Below are 17,464 nucleotides of genomic sequence, written 5' to 3' on the forward strand. Positions count from 1 at the left end.
AACACGCTTCGCCAGGGCCGAGCCCCGGGGCGGGTTCACGCATTCGGACGGACAGCTGCGGTCACATGTTGCACGCAGCAAGTTCCCGGCGGCTCCCGCTCATGCGCTGTCGCCCGGCTCACCATCGTCGCCCGAGTGAACCCTGCACGATCGTCCCGACGGCGTCTTTGCGATTTGCACGTTCCTGCCGCTCACCGGCGGTGCCGCGGAAGCGGTTTTTCGCGCGCACGCCCGCCTTCGCAAAAGTGGCATTCGGCAAGACGCATCACCCGGCGCGCCGATAAATCGACCGGACGGTGCCGCCCTGGCCCGCTCCGCCCGCCAAGGAAGCCGAAGTCATGTCCGCCACCGAGACGCCCCCGCTTCCGCGAGAGGCCCAGGCCGCCCCGGCCTCTGCGCCCGCCGGCGATGGAGGGCGCAGCGGCTCCGGCCTGCAGCGGCTCCTCATCCCCCTCGCCGCGATCGTGAGCATCGGCGCCCTGCTGATCTTCAGCAATGCCTATTGGGACCGGTGGGCCAGCAACTGGCCATCCCAGTACACCGACGATGCCTATGTCCAGTCCGACGTCTCGACGCTCAGCGCCCGTGTCGGCGGCAATGTCCTGCACGTGCTGATCGACGATTATCAAAACGTCAGGGCGGGCCAGACGCTCTTCCAGATCGATCCGGCGGACTACCAGGCGGCGGTCGATGGCGCGCAGGCGGCGGTGAACGGCGCGCAGTCCGCATTGACCAACCTGCAGAACCAGGAAGACCTGCAACGCGCCCTGATCCGCGAGGCGGAGGCCCAGCTCGTCTCGGCCAAAGCGGTGCTGACGGAGATGACCGAGGAATACAACCGCCAGCAGGCACTGGTAACCGGCGGCATCGCCGGCACCGAGCAGAGATTGCAGCAGGCCACCGCCAACTTCGCGAAGGCCGGTGCCGACGTGCATTCGGGCCAGGCCGCCATCGAGGCGCAGAAACGCCAGCTCGACGTGCTGATCGGCCAGGAAGGCAGCTTGCGCGCGAACCTCGATGCGGCGAAGGCGGCGCTCAAGACCGCCCAGCTCAAGCTCGGCTACACCACCATCGTCGCCCCGTTCGACGGCATCGTCGGCAGGCGGCTGGTGCAGGTCGGCGACTATGTGAACATCGGCACCAACCTTGTGGCGGCAGTGCCCATCCCCAACGTCTACGTGATCGCGAACTTCAAGGAAACACAGCTCACCCACGTGCGGCCCGGGCAGCCGGTGGAGATCACGGTGGATAGCTTCCCGGACCAGACGCTGCGCGGGCAGGTGGAGCGTGTTTCGCCGGCGAGCGGCTCGGTGTTCGCCTTGCTGCCGCCCGACAACGCGACGGGCAACTTCACCAAGGTGGTTCAGCGCATCCCGGTTCGGATCACCATCGATCCCGACCAGCCGTTGCAGGACCGGCTGCGCGCCGGCATGTCGGTCGAAGCCCGGATCCACGTCGAAGGCGCGCGGTGATGGCGACGGCCAGCTCCGGCGCCGCAGCCGATCAGGCCCAGGGGCAGATCGCGCCGCAGCCGGTGTTCGCCGCGGCAGCGGTGCTTCTCGGCTCGTTTCTCGTCGGGTTCGACACCCGCCTGTTCTCCATCGGCCTGCCGGACCTGCGCGGCGCATTCGGCCTCAGCTATGATCAGGGCGCCTGGCTCAACACCTTCGCGACGGCGCCGCAGATTCTCGTCGCGCCGGCCGTCGCCTGGCTGGCCGCGACCTTTGGCGTGCGCCGGGTGCTGTTCTGGCCGAGCCTTTTCTACGCCGCCATCTCCCTGGTGATCCCGTTTGTCCGCGACTGGGAACCGCTGGTCGTGCTGCATGTGATCCGGGGGCTTCTGCTCGGGGTCTTCATCCCGGCGACGATCATGATCATCTTCCGCAATCTGCCGGTGAAATGGTGGATTCCGGCACTGGCGATCTATGCTTTCCGGCTCGCTTTCTCCCAAAGCGCCGGCGTCGCCATCGTCGGCTTCTACGAGCAGCACCTGGGCTGGCAATGGGTCTATTGGCAGGATGTCTTCCTTGCCCCCGTCATCGGGTTGCTGATTCGTCTCGGCACGCCCCGCGAGAACACCGATTTCAACCTGCTGGAACGCGCCGACTGGGGCGGCATGGCGCTGCTCGGCACCAGCTGGGCCCTTCTCTATGTCGCGCTCGACCAGGGCAACCGGCTGGACTGGATGCAATCGGGCCTCATCCTCACCCTGCTGTGCGCCGGGGGCGCCTTGCTCGTCGGCTTCTTCATAAACGAGATGGCCATCCGCGACCCCTGGGCCAGCCATCGCGTCATCGCCAAGCGCAACATCATCATCGCTTTCCTCAGCATCCTGTGCTTCGACATCGCCAGCATCTCGAACAGCATGCTGGTGCCGGGCTTCCTCACCACCGTGGTCGGCCTGCGCCCGGAACAGATGGGCTGGCCCATCTTCCTCGGCACCGCCGCGCCGCTGCTGCTCATCATGCCGCTCGCGGTGCTGACGATCCGGCTGTTCGACGCGCGCATCGCCCTGCTCGTCGGCTTTCTCGCCTTCGCCGTCGCCGCGAAGATGGGCACCTACATCACCGGTGAATGGTCCGCCTGGACGTTCCTGCCCATGCTGCTCATCCAGGCCGTCGGCCAGGGCTTCACCTTCCTTGCGGCGGTGGTTTTCATCCTCGCCAATTCCGATCCGAAGCTCGCGACCGCCACCGCCGCCTATGTGCAGGTGCTGCGGCTGGGAGGGGCGGAAACCGCCGTCAGCCTGATGTCGACATGGCTGCGTCACCGCGAGCAGCTTCACTCCTACCTGCTCGGCCTGCATGTCCCGTCCACGAGCGAGGTGGTCACCACCGCCATCCAGAATTTCGCCGCGCCGTTCGCCGGTGCAGGTGGATCGCTTCAGGTCGTTCATGCGCGCGGCGTGAAGATGCTGGCGGACGTGGTGGGCCGCGAGGCGAATATCCTCGCGTATATCGACGCGTTCCAGATCAGCTACTGGGGCGCGCTGCTCGGGCTTTTCATGGTGGCCTTGCTCACTCAGCCCCCGCACGGGCCGCTGAGCCCGCGATACTGAAGCCGGAGACCAGGAACCTCGGGGGCCCGGCGAGAAAAGCCGCCGGACTTCATCCCCGCGCCGATGCGGCGCCCATGCCGGGGCGACTTCGCCGACCCGCGCCGCACCGGGCTTTGCACGCGATCGCGCCGCTTCGGCCGACGGCCGGGAAACGCGCCGGCGAGCCCTCGCCATACCTAAGTATGGCTCCCGTAAACGCTTCATATAGCCAGCCAAACCCACGTAGAATGGAGCAATTCCTGGGCCCATCTATTCTTGGATCAACGCCCGACCGCGGTTGAGCGCCACGCACCGCAGAAATGCCGGATTACAGTAAGTAGATATAGAATTATAATCTGCTCGCTGTGAACTCACATCTGCGGTCGACCCGAGCCAGCCATGTAAAGCTCCCATGCCCCAGGAGTTCAGGCCATGTCGATCCACGTTTCGCCTTTCCCCGAAGGTCGCGTCGCGCGCATTCCCGCCGGGGAGCTGGTCTCCTCCCATGTGATCGGGCATCCCAAGTCGGCCTCGGCCGAGATGCTCGGCGGGAGCGCGGCCATCAACCCGCCGGCCTCCCGACCAGAGACGCTGTCCGTCAACCTCGGCCATGTGGGCGTGGTGATCGACATCTCGGCGTCCGGTCAGGCTCCGGTCCACACGATGCATCTTGCCGGATCGGGTCCGGCCCCGGCCGGAAGGGTCCAGCTTCAGGTCGCGAGCCCGGACCTCTCCGGGTGGTTCGAGATTTTTTCGGCAGGCGAGCCCCACGCCCGCAAGCGGGACGTCGCCGCCGATCCGGTGGTGCAACGCCTGTCTCGCGCGCTGGCGGCCGCGGAGCAAAGCACCGAGGAGTATGGCGCCCTCTATGCCGATGCGTTGCGCCTCGCCATCGTCACCCACCTGCTCTCGGCCCAAGGGCGGATCGAGCCGGAGCCCGCGGCGCCGTCCGCGCCGACGCCGCAACCGGCCCGGTCGAGGTCGGGCCTGCCGCGGTGGCGGTTCAAGCGCGTGGAGGCCTATATCGAGGCAAACCTCAGCGAGGCCATCAGCCTTGCGGACATGGCCGCCGCCGCCGGCCTCAGCCGCATGCACTTCGCCGCGCAGTTCCGCGTGCTGACCGGACTTCGCCCGCATGAATTCCTGCTCCGCCGCCGCATCGAGCGGGCCCAGGCGATGATGCAGGAGACCCGCGACACCCTGGTCGAGATCGCCCTTGCGGTGGGCTTCCAGACCCAGTCGCATTTCACCACCGTGTTCCGCCGCTTCGTCGGACAGACGCCCTATCAGTGGCGCCGCGCCGACCGCACCGGCAACTGACACTCCGGCTTCGCCGCCCCCCAATCGTTGAGCGACAGGAGCCCGGCCATGGGCATCGTGAAGACCATCCGTCCGTATCACAGCCCCGCCGGCGGATGGGGCGCCCTGAAGGCCATGGGCTCCGCGCTGGTGGAACAGCATGTCGCCGTCTCCGGCATGGCGACCCTCGCCCGCATGAACCAGCCGGGCGGCTTCGACTGCCCCGGATGCGGCTGGGCCGACCCCAAGCACACCTCCCCCTTCGAATATTGCGAGAACGGCGGCAAGGCGGTGGCGTGGGAGGCGACGACCAGGCGTTGCACGCCCGACTTCTTCGCCGCCCATTCGGTGTCGGAGCTCGCAGGCTTCAGCGACTTCGATCTGGAGATGCAGGGCCGCCTCACCCACCCGATGCGCTACGACGCCCTCACCGACCGATATGCGCCAGTGAGCTGGGAGGACGCGTTCGCGCTCGTGGCACGGCACCTCAACGCACTGCCCGACCCGAACATGGCCGACTTCTACACCTCCGGCCGCGCCTCCAACGAAGCCGCCTTCCTCTACCAGCTTTTTGCCCGCGAATACGGTACCAACAACTTCCCCGACTGCTCGAACATGTGCCACGAAGCCACCAGCGTGGGGCTGCCGCAGTCGCTCGGCGTCGGCAAGGGCACGGTGCTGCTTGAAGACTTCGAGAAAGCCGACCTGATCTTCATCTTCGGCCAGAATCCCGGCACCAACAGTCCGCGCATGATGACGGACCTGCGCAACGCCGCGCGGCGCGGGGCGACCATCATGTCATTCAACCCGTTCCGCGAACGGGCGCTCGAGCGCTTCCAGGCGCCGCAGAACCCGGTGGAGATGGCGACGCTCACCTCGACGCCGATCTCCTCGCGCCTTTACCAGGTCAAGGTTGGAGGCGATGTCGCCCTGATCAAGGGCATGATGAAGCACCTCGTGGAGGCCGACGACCTGGCCCGCCGCGAGGAACGCGGGCCGGTGCTCGACTGGGACTTCATCCGCGGCCATACGGTCGGCATCGAGGCTCTGATCGCCGATCTCAAGGCGACGTCCTGGCGCGACATCACGCGCAAATCCGGCATCGCCCAGGCCGACATCGTGGAAGCCGCCACCGCCTACATGAAGGCCGAGCGGGCGATCCTCGTCTTCGGCATGGGCATCACCCAGCACCGCCACGGCACCCAGAACGTGCAGCAGCTGGCCAATCTCGCGCTGCTGCGCGGCAATATCGGGCGCGAGGGGGCGGGGATCTGCCCGGTGCGCGGCCATTCGAACGTCCAGGGCGACCGCACGGTCGGCATCACCGAGGTCCCGGGCGATGCGCTGCTCGACGCCATCAAGGCCCGGTTCGGCTTCGAGCCGCCGCGCGCCTTCGGCCACAACGTGGTCACCGCCCTGGAGGCGATGGTGCGCGGCGAGGCCCGCGTCTTCATCGGCCTCGGCGGCAACTTCTCCGCCGCCGTCCCGGACTGGCAGGTCACCCAGGCGGCCATGCGCAAGCTGGACCTGACGGTGCACATCGCCACCAAGCTCAACCGCAGCCACCTCGTGCATGGCCGCGAGGCGCTGATCCTGCCCTGCCTCGGCCGCACCGAGATCGACATGCAGGCCAGCGGCGCGCAGTCGGTCACCGTCGAGGATTCCATGTCGATGGTGCATGCCTCGCGCGGCCACAACGCTCCGGCCTCGGAGGCGCTGAAGAGCGAGCCCGCGATCATCGCCGGCATGGCCCGGGCGACGCTCGGGGCGCGCTCCAAGGTCGCCTGGGAGGAGCTGATCGGCGACTATGCGCGCATCCGCGAGGACATCGAGGCGGTGTTCCCGATCTTCCAGGGCTACAACGCCCGCATCAAGGAGCCCGGCGGCTTCCACCTCACCTCGCTCGCCCGCGAACGCATCTGGGCGACGCCCTCCGGGAAGGCGAACTTCCTGGTGATCCAGGGGCTCTGCGAGGATCCCGCCGAGGCCGAGGCGGACATGCTGTGGCTGACGACGGTGCGCAGCCACGACCAGTACAACACCACGCTCTACTCGCTCTCCGACCGCTATCGCGGCGTCTATGGCCAGCGCGACGTGATCTTCCTCAACGAAGAGGAAATGAAGAAGCGGGGCCTGGAGGCCGACGACCGGGTCGACATCATCACCCTGTCGACCGACGGGGTCGAGCGCGCCGTTCGCGGCTTCCGCGTGGTGCCCCACAGCTTCCCGGACGGGAGCTGCGCCGCCTACTACCCCGAGACCAACCCGCTGGTGCCGCTCTACGCGCACGATCCGCAGAGCTTTACCCCCTCCTCCAAGGGCGTGCCGGTGCGGCTCGCCAAGGTCATCGCCGAACAAGGAGCGCACTGACATGGACGCGGTCCAACTCGCCCGGTTGCAGTTCGCCTTCACCATCGGCTTCCACATATTGTGGCCGACCTTCACCATCGGCGTCGCCTGGTTCGTCACCTGGCTGAGCGGGCTTTGGTGGCGGACCGGGAACCCGGTCTATCGCGACCTGATGCGCTTCTGGACGCGCATCTTCTCCCTCGGCTTCGCCATGGGCGTCATCACCGGCATCGTGCTGAGCTACGAGATCGGCACCAACTGGGCCGGCTTCTCACGCTCGGTGGCGAACGTGCTGGGGCCGCTCTTCATGTACGAGACGCTCACCGCGTTCTTCCTGGAGGCCGGCTTCATCGGCATCATGCTGTTCGGCGAAGGCCGGGTGAGCAAGGGGGCGCATTTCTTCGCCTGCCTGATGGTGTCGGCCGGCGCCATGTTCAGCGCCACCTGGATCATCGCCGCGAACAGCTGGATGCAGACGCCGGCGGGCGCGGTGGCGGATGCCAACGGCATCTACCACGTGGCGGACTGGGCCTCGGTCATCTTCACCTCGTCCTTCCCCTACCGCCTCGCCCACATGGTCTGCGCGAGCTTCCTCACATGCTCCTTTGTCGTCGCCGGGGTCTCGGCCTTCCACCTCTGGCGGCGCCAGCACCTCGCCGCCTCGCGCACGGCCTTCTCCATGGCCATGTGGATGGCGCTCATCCTCGCCCCGACCCAGATCTTCATCGGTGACCTGCACGGCCGCAACACCCTCAAGGAGCAGCCGACGAAGCTCGCCGCGATGGAAGGGCTGTGGGACACGACCAAGGGACCGGCCATGACCGTGATCGCCTGGCCGGACATGGAAGCCCAGCGCAATCGCTACGCCATCGACATCCCGCACCTCGCCAGCCTCTATTTGACCCACAGCTGGGATGGCGAGGTGCAGGGACTGAAGGCGGTGCCGCCGTCCGACCGGCCGTATGTGCCGGTCGTCTTCTTCGCCTTCCGCATCATGGTGGGGATCGGCGTGCTGCTGCTGGCAACCGCGATCACCGGCCTGATCCTGCGCCTGCGTGGCCGGCTCCACGACGCGCGCTGGTTCCAGGTGGTGGCGATGGCGGCAACGCCGCTCGGCTTCATCGCCGTGATCGCCGGCTGGACGGTGACCGAGACCGGGCGCCAGCCCTGGATCATCTATGGGGCGCTGCGCACCGCCGATGCGGTGGCGCCGGTGACGGCCGGGGCGGTCACCGCCTCGCTGCTCATCTTCTTCGCCATCTACAACCTTCTCCTGCTGGCCTTCTTCTGGTTCGCGGCGCGGGTCGCGCTGAAGGGGCCGGCCGATGCCCCGCTGCCCGCGCACGAGCACCCCGGCCTCGACCGGACCAACGTCAATGTCTTCGGAACCGGCTCCAGCGCCGGGCAAGGGGGGATCTGAACCATGATCGCGCAGCTCTTTGCGGAACACGTTCCGCTCATCTTCGCCGCCGTCGTGACGTTCTGCGTCACCGTCTACGTCCTCGCCGACGGGCTGGACCTCGGGGTCGGCATCCTGTTCCTGGCCGCGCCGCGAGACCAGGACCGGGACCTGATGATGGCCTCCATCGAACCGGTGTGGGACGGCAACGAAACCTGGCTGGTGATGGGCGGCACGCTGTTGCTCGCCGCCTTCCCGGCGGGCTACTACGTACTGCTGCCAGCCTTCTACCTTCCGATCATGTTCATGCTGTTCGCGCTGATCTTCCGGGGCGTGGCGTTCGGCTTCCGCCTCCAGGCGACGCGGTTCCGCCTTGCCTGGGACATCGCCTTCGCCGGCGGCTCGTTCCTCGCCACCTTCTGTCAGGGCCTCATCCTCGGCGGGCTGATCAATGGCGTGCCGGTGGAGAACGGCATGTTCGCCGGCGGCCCGTTCAGCTTCCTGAGCCTGCTGGGCGTGCTCTGCGGCGTCGGCCTCGTCGGCGGCTATGGGCTGATCGGCGCCGGGTGGCTGATCTGGAAGACGGACGGGCCGACGCAGGTCTTCGCCCGCGAGATCGCCCACGCGGCGCTGATCCTCGTCGCGGCGATGATGGCGCTGGTCAGCGCATGGAGCGCCTGGAGCGTGCCGGAGGTCGCGGCCCGCTGGTTCGCCCTGCCGAACCTCTTCCTGCTCGCGCCGGTCCCGCTGGTGACCCTCGGCGTGATCGTCACAATCTGGCGCGGCCTGTGGGATGGCGCCGAGGTGCGGACCTTCCTCCTGGCGCTGGTTCTGTTCGCGCTCGGCCTTGTCGGCCTCGTCGTCAGCCTATGGCCCTACGTCGTGCCCCGCCATGTGACGGTCTGGGACGGCATTTCCGATCCGCAATCGCTGAGGTTCATCGGCGTCGGCATCGCCATCATCCTGCCCATCGTGCTCGCCTATCAGGCCCACGCCTACTGGGTGTTCCGCGGCAAGACGGTGCATCAGACGGGCGGCTACGGCGGCGAAGCCGGATCGACGGAGGGCCTGCACTGATGGCCCGGCCTCGCCCTGCTTCGCGGCGGGCCACGCACCTGGGGCAGGGCCCGCGGCGCAGCGGATTTCAGCGGAGCCCGGTGGGGAGATGCCGCGCCATGAAATCGATGAAGGTCGCCAGTCGGGCCGGGTGGTCGCGACCGGCCGGCCAGAGCGCGGAGACGGCGCGTTCATTCTGCGTCAGATCCGCGAGCAGCACGCGCAAGGCGCCGGTGGCGATGTGCTCATCCGCCCAGAAGCTCGGCAGGCAGGCGATGCCGAGGCCGCTCAGGACCGCGGAGAGGAGGACGGCATAGTGGTCGGCCACGAACTTGTTGGACAAGCGCGAGCTGAGCTGGATGTGATGGGGCCCGAGTGGCCAGCTGTCGATGCGGCTGCTCGAGACGTTGCGGTTGCGTAGGCAGGCATGGCCCGCGAGGTCGTCGATCGTCTTCGGCGTGCCATGACGCGCGAGATAGCCGGGAGAGGCCACGAGCCGCAGGCTGAAGGAACCCAGCCGCCGGGTCCGCAGGCGGGAGTCCCGCAGCGGCCCGATCCTCAGGACCACGTCGAACCCCTCTTCTATGAGATCCACGAGGCGGTTCGTGTAGCTGACCTCCAGGTCGATCTCCGGATAGCTCGTCATGAATTCCAGGAAGACCCGGTTCCACGATTCGCTGACGATCGGAGCGCTGACGCGCAGCCTTCCGGTCGGCTTCTCCTGCGCTCGCGACAGGCTCGCCTCCGCCAGGGCCAGCTCGGCCATGATGGCGCGGCAATGAACGAGAAAGGTCGCGCCTTCCGGCGTCAGGCCGATGCTGCGATTGTCCCGGTGGAACAGGCGCACGCCGACGCGCTCTTCGAGCCGGATGATCGTCTTGCCCACGGCCGAGGCCGATAGTCCGAGAACCCGCCCGGCCGCGGCATAGTTGCCGGAATCGTTCACCTGCACAAAGACGGAAACGCCGTCGAGCCTGTCCATGCGGATTTTTCTTCCGTATCGTACGGCCTGAGAAAGCTGTTCCCAGCCAGCCATCGGGCATCGTAATGTAGTGGGAATTGGTCGTGAAAAAAGGTGGGCGAGACCGCGGCATGCCAAAGGCTACGCCGATGCTCGCAGATCCTTCGGGACACCCCGCCACACATGCCCGGGAGGGCGCGCTTCATATCTCAGGGTGCCGTCACGGAAGAACGCCATCCAGCGCCTCTCGCAAGAGATATTGATATCATTTCTGTATTGGGGGGGGCGAGTCATCCGCCTGAATGATATCCTATTGGGATCTCGCAGTAATAAAATTCACGTCTCAACAACGGCTTCTCCTCGCTCACGGGCAGCGATCCTGCCCACGGCGGAGTCAGCATATGAAGCGCCCGCCGGATGAAAAACGTTTCCGAGACGAACAGCTCATCTCAATCTGATTTTGCCTATGACGCCACCTGGTTCAGCCAGCTGGCCCTCCATGCAGCGCAATCCATCAACGGCATCGATCATTACAGGGGACATGATGCCGCCACTGGCGTCACCTGGCGGATATCAAGCAGTTCGATGGAAGCCGTCGACGCGACCCTTTCGCTGCGAAACGAGTATCTTGTCGCTTCCCGGCTGAATGACGGCTGGGCCGAAGTCCCGCTTGCGCTGATTGACCTGGATCGACGCGTGGCCCTGGTGTTTCCGGAACGGGAGGGCCGGCCATTGGGTGGTGCGGGCGACATGGAACCCGTATCGGTAACGGACTTCCTGAAGATTGCCACCGGTGCCGCGTCGGCATTGTCGCAGATGCATCGCAGCGGCCTCCTTCATCGCGCCATCCAGCCCGCCAACATGATCGTGGACGCAGACGGCCGCGTCCGGTTTTCCTCCTTTGGCCTGGCGGTGCGCCTTGACGAGGCGGCGCCGTCCTCGGCTTTCGTCCCCACCCTCGAAGCCATGGCCTACGCCGCCCCCGAGCAGGCGCGCCGCGACGAGCCCGGCAGCGATTGCAGGAGCGATCTCTATGCGCTCGGCGTCGTCCTCTATGAACTCGTCACCGGCCAGTTGCCCTTGAGGGCCGATTCGGTCGCGCAATGGCTGCATGCCCATGTTGCCATCGAGGCCGCGCGGCCGGGCACCCTACGCAGCGGCATCCCCACGGTGATCGAGGAGATCATCCTGAGGCTGATCGCCAAGGACCCGGCGGCACGCTACCAGAGCGCGCTCGCACTACATGCCGACCTCCTGCGCTGCCAGGACGCGTGGGCGGCGGGCGGCGCCATCGCGCCATTCGTGCTGGGGCGGGCAGATCTGCCGCGGCAGGCCTCACCCTCCCGGAACCTGATCGGCCGTTCGGCCGAGCTGGCCATGCTTGCGGAAACGTTCGGCCGGGTGCGCCAGACCGGGGAATCCGAGATCATCTTCGTTACCGGCGCGCCGGGCGCCGGAAAATCTGCGCTCGTGGATCGGCTGCCCGGGCTTGTCGAACCATCCGGCGTCCACTTTGCCGCCGGAAAGAGCGACCTGCTGCAGAAGGACATTCCCTACGCGCCCTTCGCGCAGATCCTGAAGTCATTGGTTGCACGCCTGCTCAGCGAGAGCGGCGCCGCTCTGGACCTCGTGCGCGAACACCTGGTGGCCGCCCTCGGCGGCTATGGCCGCCTCCTCGCCGACCTTGTCCCGGAAACGGAGTTCGTCATCGGGCCTGGCCTGTCCCTTCCGGAGGTCCCGATCGCCCTCGCTCAGGCACGGATGATCCGCGTCATCCTCCAGACGCTGTCGGCCTTTGCGACCGAGAGCGCGCCGCTGGCGCTGTTCCTGGACGATCTCCAATGGGCCGATGCCTCCACCCTCGCGGTGGTGAAAGCGTTTGTCGAGCATGCTCCCGGCCGTACGTTGCTGATCATCGCCTATCGTGATGAAGAGGCGGGGCATGGGGACGAATTCACCGAGCTGCTCGGCTTCGCCCGCTCCGGCTCGTCGCGGGTCACGGACATCGCGGTTCGGCAGCTGACGCTGCAGGACACGTCGCAGCTCGTCGCGAGCAGCCTGGGCGATACGCCGGACGATGTCGCCGCCCTGGCGGAGATGGTTCACCGCAAGACGGGCGGCAACGCCTTCTATATCAGCCAGTTTCTTCGCACGCTCGTGGACGAGCATACGGTGACCTTCGACCTCGCGCTCCAACGCTGGGTCTGGAATGAAGAGCGGACCGTTCACCACCACGACGTCGCCGAATTCATGGTCCGTCGTCTTGACGCACTGCCGCCTGCGCGCCGCGATTTCTTGCGGCTCCTGGCGTGTGCCGGCGGACAATGCGAGACACGGCTCTTCGCCCGCATCGCCTGCCTGAGCCCGACGGAGCTCGAACAGGTGGCCCTGCCGCTCCTCGATGCCGGCCTGCTGCTCCGGCGCGGCGCCAATTTCGCGATCGCGCATGACCGCGTGCTGGAGGCCGCCTACGCCCTGACCGCGGAAGACGACCGGCCCGTGGAACATGCCCGGATCGCCCGCCTCATGGTCGAGGCCCATGGGGACGACCTGACCAAGGCCGCCTTCGAGGTTGCCCACCAGATCGAGCGCGCGGCGACGGATGACCTGTCGCAGTCCGACCGCCTCTCCTTCGTGCAGGTGCTCCTCGCGGCGGCCCGCCGCGCGCGCGATGCGGTGTCGGTGGAACAGGCCGCGGGCTATCTGCGGACCGCGCGCACGCTCGCCGGGCCGGTCTTGAGGTCGCAGCAATATGCCCTCGTCTTCGAGATGGAATTCCTGCATTGCGAGTGCCTCATCGCCCTCGCGCGCATCGAAGAGGCATCGGCGGCGATCGAGGCTCTCCTGGCCTTCGCGCGGCGGCCGGCCGACAAGGCGGACGTCTACCGGTTGAAGGCGGTCACGCACACGGTGCGGTCCGACTACCAGGAGGCCATAGATGCCGCACTGGCCGGCTTGTCGCTGCTGGGCGTCGTCCTGCAGCGCTCGCCGACGGCGGCCGAGTGTGATGCAGCGTTCCAGATGGTGCGCGGGAGCCTTGCGGAATGCACGCTTGCGCGCTTCGTCGACCTGCCGGAGATGCTGGACGGCGAGACCCGGTCGGCCGTCGCCCTGTTGTCCACGCTCAGCTCATCATTCTTCGTCGAAGGCGGGTTGAGCTTCCTGCACACCGCCAAGATCGTGGAACTCACCCTGCACCATGGCATGACGCCGGAGTCGGCCTATGGGCTGGCCTGGTTCGGCGTCTTCGGCGCAAGCCTCTACGAGGCCTACGAAGATGGTTTCGCTTACGGATTGGCGGCCCTGAAGATCGCGCAGCGAGACGGCTACGAAGCCCAAAGGACGGCGACGCTGGTCGCGGTCGATCAGGTCAGCCCCTGGACGCAGCCCTTGCACTACGCCCTGGAGCGGGCGCGCGAGGCCGTCACCGTCGGATATGCCGCGGGCGATCTGGGCATGACCTGCTACGCGCGCAATCATATCGGCTCGGATCTGATCGTCCTCGGCGCGCATCTGGCGGTCGTCCAGGGAGAGATCGAGCAGGGCATCTCCCTTACGCAGCAAATCAAGTACAAGGATGTGGAATACATCCTTGAAGGACAGATGTTGTTCGTCGAGACCCTCCAGAGCGGGCACTATCTCGGAGCCCGCACGGTCTCGGCGCGGCCGATACGCTCGATCCCGACCTTATTCTGGGCCGCCTTATACGAGGGGATGACCGCCTACTTCTTCGGCGACCATGAAAGTGCGACGCGCTTCATGGAAACCGCCATGGCGCTGTCCTGGTCTGCGCCGGCCCATATCGACGTCGCATACAGCAATCTTTTCGCGGCGCTCGCGCTGGCGCGGCGTGCATCCGCGGATAAAACGCCCGATGCGGCCATTGATCGCCTCGGGGTCCACCGCGCCCGCTTCGCCCGCTGGTCCGACCTGAATCCCGCGACATTTCGCAACAAGCTGTTGCTGATAGACGCCGAGATGGCGCGGCTGCGGGGCGAACACCTTGCCGCATTGAACGGCTATGAACAGGCCGCCCGCGCCGCCGAGGCGGCGGGCTTCGTGCATGAGCAGGCGCTGGCGCACGAGCTGGCCTGCGCCTTCTGCGCCACGCTCGGCCTGACGACCTCGGCGCAGGGTCATTTCCGCGCGGCCCGCGCCTGCTATCGCCGCTGGGGCGCGCACGGCAAGGCCCGCCAGCTCGAAGCCGCCCACGCTGAACTTTCCGACGACACCCCGGCATTCACCCCGGCGCCGCCGGACTTCGGGCAGGCGCCGCCGGACTTGGGGCAGGCGGAACTCAATCTCGCGGTCGTCATGAAGGCGGCGCAGGCGCTGTCAGAGGAGATCCTGCTCGACCGCGTCGTCGAGACGCTGATGACCGACATGGTCGTTCACGCCGGCGCCCAATATGGGCTGCTCATTCTGATGCGCGACGAAGAGCCGATGATAGAGGCCACCGCGCGCGTGACGCGGCGCGATGTGGTCGTCCATATCGCCCAGGCGCTTCCCACGCCGCAGGCCATTCCCCTGTCCGTGCTCAATACGGTCATCCGGACGAAGAAGTCCGCAAGGTTCGCCGACGCCTTCGTGGAGGCCCCGCACCTGCGCCAGGGCGGACCGCTGGATCGTCCCGTGCGATCCCTGATCTGCCTGCCATTGATCAAGCGTGGCACGCTGGTCGGCGTGCTTTATCTCGAGAACAATCTGGCTCCGGGCGTGTTCACCGCGAACCGCACGGCCATGCTGGAGATCCTCGCCCCTCAGGCGGCGATTTCGCTCGATGCGGCACGGCTTTACAAGGAGCTGGCGGAGGAAAACACCCGGCGCTCCCAAACCGAGACGGCCCTCCAGCAGGCCCGCGCCGACCTCACGCGCACCTCGCATCTCACGGTCATGGGCGGGCTCGCCGCCTCCATCGCCCACGAAATCAATCAGCCGCTCGCCAGCGTCGTCTCCAACGCCGATGCGAGCCTGCGATGGCTGAGGCGCCCGCAGCCGGACCTGGACGAGGTCAACGCGGGATTGGAGAACATCCGCGGCAGCGGCCTGCGCGCCGCGGGCATCGTCAAGGCGCTTCGATCGCTTGCCAAGCAGGCTCCGACCGCTTTCGTTCCGGTCGACCTCAACGAGACCATATGCGAGGTGCTGCGGCTGACGTCGGTCGAACTCGGTGCGCAGCACGTCAGGGTGGAAACGCGCCTCGACCCGGACCTGGGCACGGTGCCCGCCGATCCGGTACAGCTTCAGCAGGTCGTGCTCAACCTCGTCACCAACGCGGCCGATGCCATGTCCGCTCTCGCGCCCGATGAGCGGGAGCTCGTCGTGGAATCCGTCCGCGAAGACCGGTCGATACTGGTCCGCGTGCACGACAAGGGAAGCGGAATGGCGCCGGAAACCCTGCAGCGCATCTTCGATCCCTTCTTCACCACCAAGGCCAGTGGCATGGGCATGGGGCTGGCCATCTGCCGGTCCATCGTGGAAGCCCATGGCGGAACGCTGCAGGCGACGTCCGTGGCCGGTCGAGGCAGCATCTTTTTCTTTCGCCTGAACGTCGTCGAATGATCCTGGAGCGCGATCCGGGCCAATCGGATCCATCGGCGCGGGTGAAGCGCCCTCTCACCCTGAGGGAGAAGGCGTCGCCCGGATCACAGGAAAATGAACATCCCGCACGGGTCCGGCGTTCAGTATGGGCCCGCTCATTCCATTTCGAGCATCAGGAAGGAGAAACCGAATGCCAGAGGTCACCGCTCTCGGTGAGATCGACGAGCGCATCGCGGCCGCGCGGGAGAACCTGTCCGAGCTGATGGAACAGGCCACCGCCGCGTCCGGCGCCGCCGACGAAGCCCGCACGGCCGACCGCATCGCCGAGCAACAGGCGCTGCTCGACGATCTGATCAAGCAGCGCGAGGCGCTGGTGCGTTGAGCCGGCGCAGGTCCCACGGCCCCGGCGCCCTGCCGACCGGCGCGTGAGCGGGATTTCCCCCCTCTACGCGGCCTGGATCTTGTGCTCGTAGAGCAGCCGGGCGCGGATGGTTCCCTCGATCGCCCGGATGTCGGCGAGAACGCGCTGGCTGTCCGCGGTGGAGGCGTCGGCGTCCAGCACCACGTAGCCGACATCGGCATGGGTCTCGTAATACTGGGCGGCAATGTTGATGGAGTGGCGGGCGAGCACGTCGTTGAGCCGCCCGAGCATGCCCGGCAGGTTGCGTTGAACCTGGATGAAGCGCGTGCCCAGGGGCCGGGCCGGCAGTTGCACCTGGGGAAAGTTGACCGCGCCCATGGTGGAGCCGGTGTCGGAATAATCCACGAGCTTGCGGGCCACTTCCGCGCCGATGCGCTCCTGCGCCTCCTCGGTGGACCCGCCGATGTGCGGTGTCAGGATCACGTTGTCGAGGCCCTGGAGCGGCGACACGAAGCGCTCGTTGTTCGAGCCCGGCTCGACCGGGAAGACGTCGACCGCGGCCCCGCGGAGCCGGCCCGCGCGCAGGGCGTCGGCCAGCGCGTCGAGGTCCACCACCGTGCCGCGGCTGTTGTTGATGAAATAGCCCCCCGGCTTCATCGCCGCGATCTCGTCGCGGCCGATCATCCCGTGCGTGGCCGGCGTTTCGGGCACGTGCAGGCTGACGATATCGCTCTGCCCCAGCAGCTCGTGCAGGCTCGCCACCGATTCCGTGTTTCCGTGGCGGAGCTTGTCGGTGTGATCGTAGAAGATCACCCTCATCCCCATGGCTTCCGCGAGGTTGGAGAGCTGCGAGCCGATGTTGCCGTAGCCGACGATGCCCAGGGTCTTGCCCCGCACCTCGTGGCTGTTGGTCGCGGACTTGTCCCAGCGGCCCTCGTGCGCCGCGTGCGAGCGCGCCGGGATCCGCCGAAGCAGCATCACGATCTCGCCGATCACCAGTTCCGCCACGCTTCGCGTGTTGGAGAAGGGCGCGTTGAAGACCGGAATTCCATGCTGGCGGACGGCATCCACATCCACCTGGTTGGTGCCGACGCTGAAGCAGCCGATCGCGATCAGCCGGTCCGCCGCCTCCAGGACGTCCGCCGTGATGTGCGTGCGCGAACGGATGCCCAGCAGGTGCACCCCCTTGATGGCTTCCTTCAGCGCATCCCCATCCAGCGCCTTGGGCAGGCGCGTCACGTTGGTGTAGCCGGCAGCCAGCACCATCTCCACGGCGCTGTCGTTCACGCCTTCGAGGAGCAGCACCCGGATCTTGTCCTTGGACAGCGAGAGATGCGGCGAATGAGAATGGCTGGCGTGCACGATCCGGCGTCCTTCAGCAATGGATGAACTCAGAGCCGAAGACCGCCTAACAGAAGGCGGGGTCCGGCTCAACGCTGCCGAAGTCTTGGGCGGCGATCG

General features: G+C 67.0%; 10 protein-coding genes. 8 read left to right on the forward strand and 2 right to left on the reverse strand.

Annotation, left to right across the window (positions count from 1 at the left end):
- Positions 1-338: 338 nt before the first annotated feature.
- The 6 genes from EZH22_RS27095 to EZH22_RS27120 all read left to right on the forward strand — a co-directional run bounded on the left by EZH22_RS27095 (position 339) and on the right by EZH22_RS27120 (position 9,161).
- On the forward strand, positions 339-1,472 hold the full coding sequence (locus EZH22_RS27095) for an HlyD family secretion protein (protein WP_203193449.1): 1,134 nt from the start codon (positions 339-341) through the stop codon (positions 1,470-1,472).
- Entirely contained in the window at positions 1,472-3,058 is a 1,587-nt protein-coding gene (locus tag EZH22_RS27100) for an MFS transporter (protein ID WP_203193450.1), read from the forward strand. Before EZH22_RS27095 ends, EZH22_RS27100 begins: the two co-directional genes overlap by 1 nt.
- Positions 3,059-3,469: 411 nt before the next feature.
- The gene (locus EZH22_RS27105) at positions 3,470-4,357 is read left to right on the forward strand and encodes an AraC family transcriptional regulator (protein WP_203193451.1); all 888 of its coding nucleotides are present in this window, start codon (positions 3,470-3,472) and stop codon (positions 4,355-4,357) included.
- A gap of 48 nt (positions 4,358-4,405) precedes the next feature.
- Complete coding sequence (locus EZH22_RS27110) at positions 4,406-6,706, forward strand: FdhF/YdeP family oxidoreductase (RefSeq protein WP_203193452.1); 2,301 nt, start codon at positions 4,406-4,408, stop codon at positions 6,704-6,706.
- A 1-nt stretch (position 6,707) separates the two neighbouring features.
- On the forward strand, positions 6,708-8,105 hold the full coding sequence (locus EZH22_RS27115) for a cytochrome ubiquinol oxidase subunit I (protein WP_203193453.1): 1,398 nt from the start codon (positions 6,708-6,710) through the stop codon (positions 8,103-8,105).
- Positions 8,106-8,108: 3 nt separating this feature from the next.
- Positions 8,109-9,161 (forward strand): cytochrome d ubiquinol oxidase subunit II, encoded by a 1,053-nt coding sequence (locus tag EZH22_RS27120; RefSeq protein ID WP_203193454.1) that lies wholly within the window; start codon positions 8,109-8,111, stop codon positions 9,159-9,161.
- Positions 9,162-9,228: 67 nt separating this feature from the next.
- Here the strand turns inward: EZH22_RS27120 and EZH22_RS27125 are convergent, their stop codons facing one another.
- Positions 9,229-10,122 carry a LysR family transcriptional regulator gene (locus EZH22_RS27125; RefSeq protein ID WP_203193455.1) on the reverse strand — a complete coding sequence of 298 codons (894 nt, stop codon included), beginning with the start codon at positions 10,120-10,122 and terminating at the stop codon, positions 9,229-9,231.
- Positions 10,123-10,518: 396 nt separating this feature from the next.
- On the opposite strand from EZH22_RS27125, the gene EZH22_RS27130 reads away from it, so the two are divergent.
- Together EZH22_RS27130 and EZH22_RS27135 are read left to right on the forward strand one after the other, a co-directional pair.
- Positions 10,519-15,663: a trifunctional serine/threonine-protein kinase/ATP-binding protein/sensor histidine kinase gene (locus tag EZH22_RS27130; protein ID WP_203193456.1), complete on the forward strand. Its 5,145-nt coding sequence runs from the start codon at positions 10,519-10,521 to the stop codon at positions 15,661-15,663.
- Positions 15,664-15,832: 169 nt separating this feature from the next.
- Positions 15,833-16,024: a hypothetical protein gene (locus tag EZH22_RS27135; protein WP_203193457.1), complete on the forward strand. Its 192-nt coding sequence runs from the start codon at positions 15,833-15,835 to the stop codon at positions 16,022-16,024.
- Positions 16,025-16,087: 63 nt separating this feature from the next.
- Here the strand turns inward: EZH22_RS27135 and serA are convergent, their stop codons facing one another.
- Positions 16,088-17,365 (reverse strand): phosphoglycerate dehydrogenase, encoded by a 1,278-nt coding sequence (serA, locus tag EZH22_RS27140; RefSeq protein WP_231711174.1) that lies wholly within the window; start codon positions 17,363-17,365, stop codon positions 16,088-16,090.
- Between the last annotated feature and the right edge of the window lie 99 nt (positions 17,366-17,464).

Source organism: Xanthobacter dioxanivorans, from assembly GCF_016807805.1.
GTDB classification, from domain to species: domain Bacteria; phylum Pseudomonadota; class Alphaproteobacteria; order Rhizobiales; family Xanthobacteraceae; genus Xanthobacter; species Xanthobacter dioxanivorans.

Coding starts and splice junctions, on each gene's coding strand:
- EZH22_RS27115 (WP_203193453.1), top strand. CDS start 6,708: ATGGACGCGGTCCAACTCGCCCGGTTGCAGTTCGCCTTCACCATCGGC.
- EZH22_RS27095 (WP_203193449.1), top strand. CDS start 339: ATGTCCGCCACCGAGACGCCCCCGCTTCCGCGAGAGGCCCAGGCCGCC.
- EZH22_RS27120 (WP_203193454.1), top strand. CDS start 8,109: ATGATCGCGCAGCTCTTTGCGGAACACGTTCCGCTCATCTTCGCCGCC.
- EZH22_RS27105 (WP_203193451.1), top strand. CDS start 3,470: ATGTCGATCCACGTTTCGCCTTTCCCCGAAGGTCGCGTCGCGCGCATT.
- EZH22_RS27130 (WP_203193456.1), top strand. CDS start 10,519: ATGAAAAACGTTTCCGAGACGAACAGCTCATCTCAATCTGATTTTGCC.
- EZH22_RS27100 (WP_203193450.1), top strand. CDS start 1,472: ATGGCGACGGCCAGCTCCGGCGCCGCAGCCGATCAGGCCCAGGGGCAG.
- EZH22_RS27135 (WP_203193457.1), top strand. CDS start 15,833: ATGCCAGAGGTCACCGCTCTCGGTGAGATCGACGAGCGCATCGCGGCC.
- EZH22_RS27125 (WP_203193455.1), bottom strand. CDS start 10,122: ATGGACAGGCTCGACGGCGTTTCCGTCTTTGTGCAGGTGAACGATTCC.
- EZH22_RS27110 (WP_203193452.1), top strand. CDS start 4,406: ATGGGCATCGTGAAGACCATCCGTCCGTATCACAGCCCCGCCGGCGGA.